At 28.8% G+C, this 11,567-nt stretch carries 9 protein-coding genes and 1 riboswitch; all 9 genes read right to left on the bottom strand.

Annotated elements, in window-relative coordinates:
* Positions 1 to 113: 113 nt before the first annotated feature.
* The 9 genes from GBZ86_RS08070 to GBZ86_RS18660 all read right to left on the bottom strand — a co-directional run bounded on the left by GBZ86_RS08070 (position 114) and on the right by GBZ86_RS18660 (position 11,261).
* Positions 114 to 1,079 (bottom strand): ABC transporter ATP-binding protein, encoded by a 966-nt coding sequence (locus GBZ86_RS08070; protein WP_152889475.1) that lies wholly within the window; start codon positions 1,077 to 1,079, stop codon positions 114 to 116.
* A gap of 3 nt (positions 1,080 to 1,082) precedes the next feature.
* On the bottom strand, positions 1,083 to 2,051 hold the full coding sequence (locus tag GBZ86_RS08075) for an ABC transporter ATP-binding protein (RefSeq protein WP_152889477.1): 969 nt from the start codon (positions 2,049 to 2,051) through the stop codon (positions 1,083 to 1,085).
* 12 nt (positions 2,052 to 2,063) lie between these two features.
* Positions 2,064 to 3,002, bottom strand: a complete 939-nt coding sequence (gene opp4C / locus GBZ86_RS08080) for an oligopeptide ABC transporter permease (RefSeq protein WP_152889479.1) — start codon at positions 3,000 to 3,002, stop codon at positions 2,064 to 2,066.
* 12 nt (positions 3,003 to 3,014) lie between these two features.
* Positions 3,015 to 3,977, bottom strand: a complete 963-nt coding sequence (locus tag GBZ86_RS08085; protein ID WP_152889481.1) for an ABC transporter permease — start codon at positions 3,975 to 3,977, stop codon at positions 3,015 to 3,017.
* 69 nt (positions 3,978 to 4,046) lie between these two features.
* Positions 4,047 to 5,771: an ABC transporter substrate-binding protein gene (locus GBZ86_RS08090; RefSeq protein WP_152889483.1), complete on the bottom strand. Its 1,725-nt coding sequence runs from the start codon at positions 5,769 to 5,771 to the stop codon at positions 4,047 to 4,049.
* A gap of 513 nt (positions 5,772 to 6,284) precedes the next feature.
* Positions 6,285 to 7,814 (bottom strand): glutamine-hydrolyzing GMP synthase, encoded by a 1,530-nt coding sequence (gene guaA / locus GBZ86_RS08095; RefSeq protein WP_327444633.1) that lies wholly within the window; start codon positions 7,812 to 7,814, stop codon positions 6,285 to 6,287.
* A gap of 102 nt (positions 7,815 to 7,916) precedes the next feature.
* Positions 7,917 to 9,368: an IMP dehydrogenase gene (guaB, locus tag GBZ86_RS08100; protein ID WP_152889485.1), complete on the bottom strand. Its 1,452-nt coding sequence runs from the start codon at positions 9,366 to 9,368 to the stop codon at positions 7,917 to 7,919.
* 316 nt (positions 9,369 to 9,684) lie between these two features.
* A riboswitch (purine riboswitch) is annotated at positions 9,685 to 9,782 on the bottom strand.
* 283 nt (positions 9,783 to 10,065) lie between these two features.
* Positions 10,066 to 10,500, bottom strand: coding sequence for a type II secretion system protein (locus GBZ86_RS08105; protein ID WP_152889487.1), 435 nt, complete (start codon positions 10,498 to 10,500; stop codon positions 10,066 to 10,068).
* A gap of 56 nt (positions 10,501 to 10,556) precedes the next feature.
* The gene (locus GBZ86_RS18660) at positions 10,557 to 11,261 is read right to left on the bottom strand and encodes a prepilin peptidase (protein WP_152889489.1); all 705 of its coding nucleotides are present in this window, start codon (positions 11,259 to 11,261) and stop codon (positions 10,557 to 10,559) included.
* Between the last annotated feature and the right edge of the window lie 306 nt (positions 11,262 to 11,567).

The following is an 11,567-nucleotide window of genomic DNA, read 5'->3' on the forward strand; positions in this document are numbered from 1 at the left end:
ATATATACCTATTAATATATGAGTTAGTAAGAATTTTTTAAAAACATATAATTATTATTAATAATAATTTCATTACTTTAAAACAATTCTTACCAATCTCATACTTTAAACATCTAAACTAAATGACAAGCTACGAAGTGATCCGAACCTACATTTTTATATTCTGGTATTGCTTCCTTACATATATCTTTTGCATATGGACATCTAGTATGAAACTTACATCCTATTGGAGGATTAGATGGACTTGGAATATCCCCAGTTAATATAATTCTTTTCTTCCTTATAGTTGGATCTGGTATTGGTATTGCTGAAAATAAAGCTTGAGTATATGGATGCAATGGATTTTTATATATTTCTGTTTTAGGTGCTAGTTCAACCATAGAACCTAAATACATTACTCCAACTTTAGTACTTAAATGTTCTACCACACCTAAATCATGAGATATAAACAAATAAGTTAAATTTCTCTTTTCCTGTAATTCTGATAATAAATTTATTATTTGTGCCTGTATTGACACATCTAAAGCAGAAACTGGTTCATCTGCCACTATAAAAGATGGATTTAAAATTAATGCTCTAGCAATTCCTATTCTCTGCCTTTGTCCTCCCGAAAATTCATGAGGATATCTATCTATTTGATAATCAGACAAACCACAAATTCTCATAGTTTCAAGAATTAATTCTCTAGCATCTTTTTTATCTACTATTTTATGTTGAATCACAGCTTCTCCTATACTCTGTCCCACTGTCATTCTTGGATTTAAAGACGAATATGGATCTTGGAAAACTATTTGCATATCTGGTCTAAGTTTTCTTAAATCCTTCTTATTTAAATTATGAATTTCCTTATCTTTATATATTACCTCTCCTGCTGTCTTGTCTAAAAGTCTTAATATTGTTCTTCCTGTTGTACTCTTTCCACAACCTGATTCGCCTACAAGACCTAATGTTTCACCTTTCTTTAATTCAAAAGAAACACCATCAACAGCTTTCACGTTACCAATTGTTCTTTGAAAAATCCCACCTTTTATTGGAAAGTATTTTTTTAATCCTTCTACTTTTAATAGAGTTTCACTCATAATCTATACCCCCTTATACTTCCAACAAGAAACTTTGTGATTTTCTTCTATCTCTTGTAAAATAGGTTGTTCTTTTTTACATTTATCAAAGCAAAACTCACATCTCTCATTAAAATAACAATTATCTAGCATATTTATTGGATTTGGTACTTGACCTGGTATAGAATATAATCTTTCTGTAATTTGATTTAATATAGGCTTTGATTTTAATAATCCAATAGTATATGGATGCATTGGATTTTTAAATATAACCTGTACAGGCCCTTCTTCTATAACCTTACCTGCATACATTACCACCACATAATCTGCCATTTCAGCTACAACTCCTAAATCATGAGTTATAAGCATTATTGATGTATTTAACTTTTTCTTTATATCTCTCATAAGATCAAGAATTTGCGCTTGTATTGTAACATCTAAAGCCGTAGTTGGTTCATCTGCTATTAATAACTTTGGATTACAAGACAATGCCATTGCAATCATTATTCTTTGCCTCATACCTCCACTTAACTCATGTGGATATTTATCTATTACTCTCTCTGCATCAGATATACCTACTAAAGTTATCATCTTAATAGCAACTTTTCTTGCTTCTTGTTTACTTAATTTTTGATGAAGTATAACCGCTTCCATTATTTGAGACCCCACGGTAAAAACTGGATTTAAAGAAGTCATAGGCTCTTGAAATATCATAGATATTTCATTTCCCCTAATACTTCTCATTTCTTCTTCTGTTAATGAAAATAAGTTTTTTCCTTCATATATTATTTCTCCACCTTCTATTTTTCCAGGAGAAGAAACCAATCTCATAAGACTCATAGCGGTAACACTTTTACCACATCCTGACTCTCCTACTATACACACAACCTCACCCTTTTTTATTTTAAAGCTAACATTATTTACTGCTTTAACAGTACCAGCTTCAGTATAAAAATGAGTTCTCACATTTTTAAATTTAACTAAATCTGCCATAAATCTCTCCCCTTATTTCTTTAGTTTAGGATCAAGAGCATCTCTTAGTCCATCTCCAAATAAATTAATAGCCATAACAGTTATAAAAATACATATTCCTGGTGGAACCCATAACCATGGTCTTTCCATTAAATCAGTAAAATTTCCTACTGCCTGAATCATATTTCCCCAAGAAGCCTTAGGTGGTGTAACTCCCATACCTAAATAACTTAAAGCTGATTCTGTAAGTATTGCTGATCCAATACCTAATGTAGCTGAAACAATTATAGATGGTATAGTATTAGGTAATAAATGCCTAAATATCTTTCTAGTATCTTTTAATCCAAGTGCTTCTGCTGCTTGCATAAATTCTTGTTCTCTCAAAGAAAGAATTTGCCCTCTAACTAAACGAGCTATACTTGGCCAAGATAATAAACCTATTATTAACATTACAAAAAATATTCTTACATCTGCCTTTACATCCAAATCTGATAGTATAGCACCAAAAATTATTAATATAGGTAAAAATGGAATACATAAAAATATATCAACAACTCTCATTATTAAAGAATCAACCCATCCACCATAATAACCAGCTATAGCTCCTAAAGTTCCACCTATGGTTATTTGAATTAATACTGCTACAAATCCAACTAATAAAGAAACTCTTCCAGCATACATTAATCTAGTTAATATATCTCTACCTATTAAATCTGTTCCTAATAAATAAGTTCCATTTGGTGGTTGTTTCTTCATGGCAAAATTCATTGCATCTGGAGAATGTGGTGTGAAAAATGGACCTATAAAACAAAATAACGCCATAGCTACTAATATAAACAATCCCACCATAGCCATTTTATTTTTCTTAAGTCTATTAAAAACAATCCTTGTGGGAGATAATACCTTTTCTTTTTTTATTTTCTTATTTTTAATATTACTTTCTTTTTGCTTATTATCTTTTATCGCATTCATATGTATCCCCCCTTACTTTAACCTTATTCTTGGATCTACTACGGCATAAGAAATATCTGCAATTAGATTTCCAACTAAAGCAAGCATAGCCATAAACATATTAAATGCCATCAAGAACTGATAATCCCTTGCATTTAAACAATCAAAAGCAACTCTTCCTATTCCAGGCCAAGCAAAAATTCTTTCTGTAATCATTGCTCCACCAAATAAACTTGGTAAAGAAAGTGCAAGTATTGTTACAATAGGTATTAATGCATTTCTAAATGCATGCTTATAAATTACTATTGACTCTTTCAATCCTTTTGCTCTTGCTGTTCTTATATAATCTTGTCTTATAACCTCTAAAACACTGGTTCTTGTATACCTCATTAATGCTCCAACTTGAACTAATGTTAATACTAAAAACGGTAAAAACATATGATATAAAACATCTATGATGTGTTTAAATCCTGTGGCTGTTGAGCCTGTAGAAGTCATTCCTCCTACTGGGAATATTTTAAAATCAAAAGCTAAAAATTTAATTAATAATAACCCTAAGAAAAATGCTGGCAATGATATTCCTATCAATGCTAAAACAGTAAAGAAACCATCTATAAAGGAATATTGCTTGGTTGCGGATACTATACCTATTGGCACCGCTATAAATATACTTGCTATAAATGCTGTTAAAGCTAAAAAGAATGAATTCCAAATATAAGTATTTATTACGTCAACCACTGGTTGCTTAAACTTTGTTGACTCTCCAAAGTTGCCAGTTAAACTATCTTTAAGCCAATTTACGTATCTAACTGGTAATGGTTTATCAAGACCCATTTGTTCTCTTAGTTCCTGTTTCTTTTCTTCTGTCATGTTAGGATTAGCCTTATTATCAACTGCATCTCCCGGTGCTAAAGAAATTACAACAAATATAATTATTGAAACACCTAAAAGTATAGGAATCATTTGAAGAATTCTTCTAATGATATATTTAATCATATTTACCCCTCCCCTTATATATTAATAATGCTCAGCTAATATGCTGAGCATTATTAATTTTTTATTATATTACTCTAAAGTTAACTTCCATAAACTATCAGTAAAATCTTTATATGGTGTTATTTCATTATCAAAACCTTTTACTCTTGAATTAACAGCCCACATATCTCTTCTTTGATATAAGAATATATAAGGAAGATCTTCATTTAAAATTGTATATAACTCCTTATATATTTCTTTTCTTTTATTCATATCAGTTTCTCTTAACCCTTTTTCCATTAATTCATCTACTTTAGTATTTGAATAACCATTTCTATTTTGAGCTCCTTTAGTTCCAAATACATTTGTTGGATCTGGATCAGCAGTTAATCCCCAAGCCATAAAGTACATATCAGCTTCTCCCTTTTCAACCTTTTGTCTAACTGCATTAAAGTCCATTTGTTCTGCTTCAAATTTAATTCCTATTTGTTCAAAGTTAGCTTGTGCTATTGGAATAATAGCTTCATTTACTTCATTTGGAGTACTAGCTGTAAATTTAATAGTAAATTTTTCACCATCTTTTTCTCTTATTCCATCTGAACCTTTCACCCATCCAGCTTCATCTAATAACTCTTCTGCCTTTTCAGCATTATAATCATAAGTATTTTTTCCTGACTCATATGCCCAAGACACTTTTGACTGTGGAACATTAATTACATCTGCATAACCTGTAAATACGGCATCTGTTATTTCTTTTCTATTTAACCCATAAGTTAAAGCTTGTCTAACTTTAGGATCCATATATTTTTTATCTTTATGATTCATTCCTATATATCCATAACCATTAGTTGGGAATATATGCATATCTAAAAATCCAGCAGTAGCTAATTTATCAACATTATCCTTATTAACAGTTATCATATCCATATCTATTTCACCAGTTTGTAGCATTTGCATTCTAGTATCTGCTGAAGTTACTTTATAAATTAAGTTTGGTATTTTAGGTTTTCCTTGGAAGTAATTTTCATTAGCTTCTAATACAACTTCTTGTCCTGCTTTACTTGAAACAAATTTATATGAGCCTGCCCCCATAGGTTTAGTATGCAATGTTTTTATATAATCAACATTTCCTTGCTTATATTCTTTTCCATAATAAGCTTTAGATAATATACCTACACCAAAATCATATATAGCTGATGCTGTTGGTTTATCTAATGTTATGCTTATGTTTTTATCATCTACTACCTTTATTCCTTCAATTTCTGAAGCTTTTCCTTCTTTATAGGCTTTTGCACCTTTTATTGGTGTTGCATTTACTATATCCATTACACCATCATAATTAGGATCTGCTAAAACTGTTAATGTAAATGCTACATCTTCAGTAGTTAATGGTGAACCATCACTAAATTTTAGGCCTTCTTTCAATTTGAAAGTGTATGTAAGGCCATCCTCTGAAATTTCATAATTTTCGGCAAGTTCTGGAACTGGCTTACCTTCACCATCTACAGTAATCATACCTTCAAAAAGTGAATTCTTAACATATACATCATAAGCTGACTCTGCATAAAGCGGATTGAATACTTCTTCAGGTGCATCTATACCTATAACCAATGTGTCTTTCCTATCAGTTGCAGTACTTGGATTTTTTGAAGAATCTTCAGCTTTAATTAACCCCTCTTTAGCCTCAACTTCTTCATTAGTTGCATTATTTGAACCTGAAGAACCGCCTGATGGTGCCCCTGAATTACCACATGCAGTTAAAAAAAGCATGGTGCTTAACACAGCTGTCAAACCCATAATTAATTTTCTTTTCATAAAATTGCCCCCTTATTTATTAATTTAACTTGCTTAAAATAGTTTTAGCATTATAAAATCTTCTTTAAATTAAATTTTTGAAAATTTCTTTTAATTCTATTTTATTTTTATTCAAGTTTTTAACTTTTATGTTAGTTTTTTGTATAAATATTATATATCTTAACATTTATTTTGTAAATAACTTATTTTTTTAACACTTTATCAATAAATCTATGTTTTTTATAATTTATCATTAATATTTTTTTACCATTAAACTTAATATATCATATTGTTTTACAGATATTTTTTTTATTTTATCCTATTAGTATTATTTTTTTAATTATTTTATTGTAATTAATTTAAAAAAATAAAATTAATTTACATATTAAATAAATTAATATAAAAAAACTCTTGCTAAGATAAATAAAGCTTTAACATTATATATTTTTTATAAATATATAATGTTAAAGCTTTATAAAAAAAATAGTTATGATACTTTAAAAATATCATAACTATACTATATTTAAATTAATTTTATTCCCATTCAATAGTTGCTGGTGGTTTTGAAGTTACATCATAAACTATTCTATTAACACCTTTTACTTCATTAACTATTCTACGTGAAACTTTATCAATAACTTCATATGGTATATGAGCCCAGTTAGAAGTCATTCCATCTGAAGATGTTACTGCTCTTAATCCAACAGTATGACAATATGTTCTTTCATCTCCCATAACTCCAACTGATTGTATATTAGGTAATACAGCAAAGTATTGCCATATTTCACTTTCTAAACCTGCTAATGCAATTTCTTCTCTAAATATAGCATCAGCTTCTCTAACTACTTCTAACTTATCTTCTGTTACTTCACCTAAAACTCTTATTGCTAATCCTGGACCTGGGAATGGCTGTCTCCATACTAAATGATGTGGAATTCCTAATTCTTCACCAACAGCTCTAACTTCATCTTTAAATAATTCTCTTAAAGGCTCTATTAATGAGAATTCCATGTCTTCTGGAAGTCCTCCAACATTATGGTGACTCTTTATAACAGCTGAAGTATCTGTTCCACTTTCAACAACATCTGGATATATTGTTCCTTGAACTAGAAAATCAATTTCTCCTAACTTGTTTGCTTCCTCTTCAAATACTCTTATAAACTCTTCACCTATAATCTTTCTCTTAGTTTCTGGATCAGAAACTCCTTTTAATTTTCCTAAGAATCTCTCTTGAGCATTAACTCTTATAAGATTCATGTCAAAACCTTCTCTAAAGATTTTCTCTACTTGATCGCCCTCATCTTTTCTTAATAAACCATGATCAACAAATACACAAGTCAATTGCTTGCCAACAGCTTTATGAACCATAACTGCTGCAACTGATGAATCAACTCCACCTGATAAAGCACAAAGAAGTTTTTTGTCCCCAACTATTCTTTTTATTTCAGCTATTTTTTCTTCTGCAAATGAAGCCATAGACCATGAACTATCTAATTCACATATATTATGAAGGAAATTAGCTAACATCTTCTTTCCAAATGGAGTATGCTCAACTTCTGGGTGAAATTGAACTCCATATAATTTTCTTTCATCATTTTCCATAGCAGCTATTGGACATACTTCTGTAAAACCTATAATTTTAAATCCTACTGGAAGCTCTGCTACATAATCAGTATGGCTCATCCAACATACTTCTTCTTTATCTATTCCTTTAAATAGTTTTGAATTATTATCTAAAGTAACATGAGTTTTTCCATACTCTCTTACTGGTGCAGTATCAACCTTTCCACCTAATAAGTGAGCCATTAATTGATCTCCATAACATATTCCTAATACAGGAACTCCTAATTCAAATATTTCTTTATCTACCTTTGGAGTGTTTTCTCCATAAACAGAATTTGGTCCTCCAGTAAATATTATACCTTTAGGATTTTTTGCTTTTATCTTTTCTATTGAATATGTATAAGGAATTATTTCACAATAAACTCCACACTCTCTAACTCTTCTAGCTATAAGCTGATTATATTGTCCGCCAAAATCTACAACTAAAACTAAATCTCTCACTTTAATTTCCTCCGTAAACTTAATTTTTAACCCATTTACATTTTAATACTTTATGTACATAGATTACCACTTTAATTAACTAGTGGCAATCTATATTTTTTATTAACCAACACTATAGTTTGGTGCCTCTTTTGTAATATTTATATCATGTGGATGACTTTCTCTAAATCCAGCTGAAGTTTGTACAACAAATCTTGCTGTTTCATATAATTCCTCTAAAGTTGCTGATCCTAAATATCCCATACCAGATTTTATTCCACCTAATAATTGATAAATAGTATCTGCTACGTATCCTTTATAAGGAACTCTACCTTCAACACCTTCTGGCACAAATTTCTTAGTTCCATTTTGGAAATATCTATCACTTGAACCTTTTTCCATTGCTCCTAATGATCCCATACCTCTATAAACTTTATAACTTCTACCTTGGTATATCTCTATTGCTCCAGGTGCTTCATCACATCCAGCAAATAAAGATCCCATCATAGCAACAGTAGCACCGCCTGCTAATGCCTTTACTATATCTCCTGAATACTTTAATCCACCATCTGCTATTACTGGTATTCCTAATTTTTTACCTTCTTCTGCACAATCCATAACCGCTGTTAATTGTGGAACTCCAACTCCCGCAACTACTCTTGTTGTACATATAGATCCAGGTCCTATACCAACTTTAACACTATCCGCTCCAGCTTCTGCTAAATCCTTTACTGCTTCTGGTGTTGCAATATTTCCGGCTATTACTTGAAGACTTGGATATTTTGCTTTTATTGACTTTACAGCATCTATAACTCCTTTAGTATGACCATGTGCTGTATCTAAAGTAATTACATCAACTTTAGCATTAACTAAAGCATCAACTCTATTCATCATATCTTTAGTTATTCCAACTGATGCTCCACATAATAATCTACCTTTTTCATCCTTAGCTGCATTTGGAAATGCTTTAGCTTTTTCTATATCTTTAATTGTAATTAATCCTTTTAAATTATTCTCTGAATCAACTAATGGTAACTTTTCTATTTTATGTTTTTTTAAAATTTCTAAAGCTTGTTCTAAAGTTGTACCTTCCTTTGCAGTTATTAAAGGACTCTTAGTCATTACTTCTGAAACCTTTTTATCATAGTTTGATTCAAAAACTATGTCTCTATTAGTTATTATTCCAACTAATTTACTTCCTTCTGTTACTGGAACACCTGATATTCTATATGTAGCCATTAATTCTAATGCTTCTCTTACAGTATGATTTTCTGATAGGAATATTGGATCTGTTATAACACCATTTTCTTGTCTTTTAACTCTATCTACTTCTTTAGCTTGCTCTTCTATAGTCATATTCTTGTGAATTATTCCTATTCCACCTTCTCTAGCCATAGCTATTGCCATCTTAGATTCTGTTACAGTATCCATACTTGCACTCATTAGTGGAATATTCAAAAAAATCTTCTTAGTTAATTGAGCTTTTAAACTAACTTCATGTGGTAAAACCTCTGATTTATTTGGTATTAATAATACATCATCAAATGTATATGCTGTCTTTAGAATTGTTGCCATTTTAATTCCCCCTTAAATCATCTATACTTAAATATATTTTATATTTTTCTTTAATTCTTTAATTCTTTATTATTCTCAAATTTCACATTTGAAAGTTTCCTTGTTATTCTCAAATTTCACATTTGAAAGTTTCCTTGCAAATTATGTGTATAAAAAAAGAACATATTATCTCCTAAGTGAAGTTAATATGTTCATAGTTTGCCGATAAAACTCTTATTCAAATCCCTTTTTTTCAACTTTCTGCAAGTAAATAGTTGGTAATTTTTCACATATGTTGAAATCTTAAATTTAAATCAAGTAAATTTTATAAACTAATCCCTATATTAAATCCACTCATAGACAGAAATTCATGGTTTCTGGTAGAGACGCCTTGCCATATTCAAAGCTTATACGAGCGTTATTTTTAATTATTGTGGTTAATTAATTTTTATTAATTATAATTCATCACATGTAGCTTGTCAACAAATTATAAGATATTTTAACAAGGTTGTTTAAATGATTTTTTACATTCATAAAATATATTTTTTGCAACTTTTGCATCATATTTTTTATTAAAAGATTTTTTATTTTTAAAATTCATTATTAAAACGAAAAATAAGAATTGTATTAAAAATATCTTAAAATTAAAATACATATTATTCTTAGTTAATACCTTAATAATTTTAATTTTTTACACACTTCTAATTATTTTTAATTATTAATTTGTATTAGCTGTAGAAGTTTCTGGAACTCCATTAACTTTTACTACTACCTCATCTCCATCATCCTTTATGTTTACTAAATACTCCGCATCTTTTTTTGTAGCAGGTGGATTAACATGTGATAAAGCTTCTTTTAATTCATCTAATCCAACAAGATCAGAATTTTTATCGAAAGTTTTTAAACTAGCATTATAATATAATTCCGTTTCTCCCGTTGATCCTAATTTTAATGTATCATCAACTATCAATAGTTGAACTGTTCTTTTTATAGATTCAGCACTTTGTCTATCTGCTTTTATTTTTGAATTTTCCTTTATACTATTGAAATTAGGAATAGCTATTAAAGCTATTACTGCCATAATGGCTAAGGAAATTACTAACTCAATTAGTGTAAATCCAAATTTTTTTCTTTTATTTACTTTTTTATTCATTAATATACTCCTTGTATTTTAAATTTAATAAATATTTTTTTAAAAACTTTTTAGTCTTATGAAATTAAAATAAAATAAGCGGATATAGCTAAACTAGGTGCAAAGCTTATATAATCCTTTCTTGTTTTTTTCTTAAATAAAATTAATATTAAAGATATTATTGCAGCTACTATAAAAGAAATAGCAATAAAATTTATACTATTTTCTGCACCTAAAAATATACCTATAAAAGCTGCTACTTCAATATCTCCCTGCCCCATTGCTTTTGTAGAATAACTAATTAAACCAATTATGAAAAATGATATTAAGCTACCTAAAATATATTTAATAGGTAAAATCTGAAATAAATACCACTCAAAAATAAAAAATATAATTCCTATTCCTATACCTATATAAGTTGTAATTGAATAAACATATTGAGTATCATAATCTATTATTGCTATTATCAGTAACATAGTAATAAATATTGCATATTTAAAAAACATAAATTTATTTGGGAAAATAATATATAGACTGGTTATTACACTTGCTGTGAGTATTTCTATAAATATATATCGATTTATTTTTTTATTTTTCAAATGATTATTATCATCTTTAAAAAGCAAATGCTTGATTATAGGTAATTTACTAAAGGCAAAAATTTTTTTTGAATAATATTGATTGTATTTTAAATAATACTTTATATCTTCTTCCTGTTCTAATATAAAAACTATTTTATTTATTAATGATCCTACAAATAATGCTATTATGAATACTAACACTTTTCCCTCCTTAATTTTATTATTTTCATTGTTAATACTGTCCACTTTAACATTTATTATTCATAGAACTAAAAATAATTAAAGCCACTAAAAATCTTTAGTGGCTTTTTGTTTGCTTTTGTTATTTTATTTTTCATCTTTGGTTTTTAACTGGTTTATCTTATTCCTTTGTTTATTAATTTAAAAAGAACTATCTTTGGTTCCCTAGGAATATTTTATTAAAATTTGATGCTTTGCAATTATTGCTCGCATTCATATTATAGCACATCTTATTACAAATTAATACATTATTATATGATTTTTTCC

This window comes from Clostridium tarantellae (genome assembly GCF_009295725.1).
GTDB classification, from domain to species: Bacteria; Bacillota; Clostridia; order Clostridiales; family Clostridiaceae; genus Sarcina; species Sarcina tarantellae.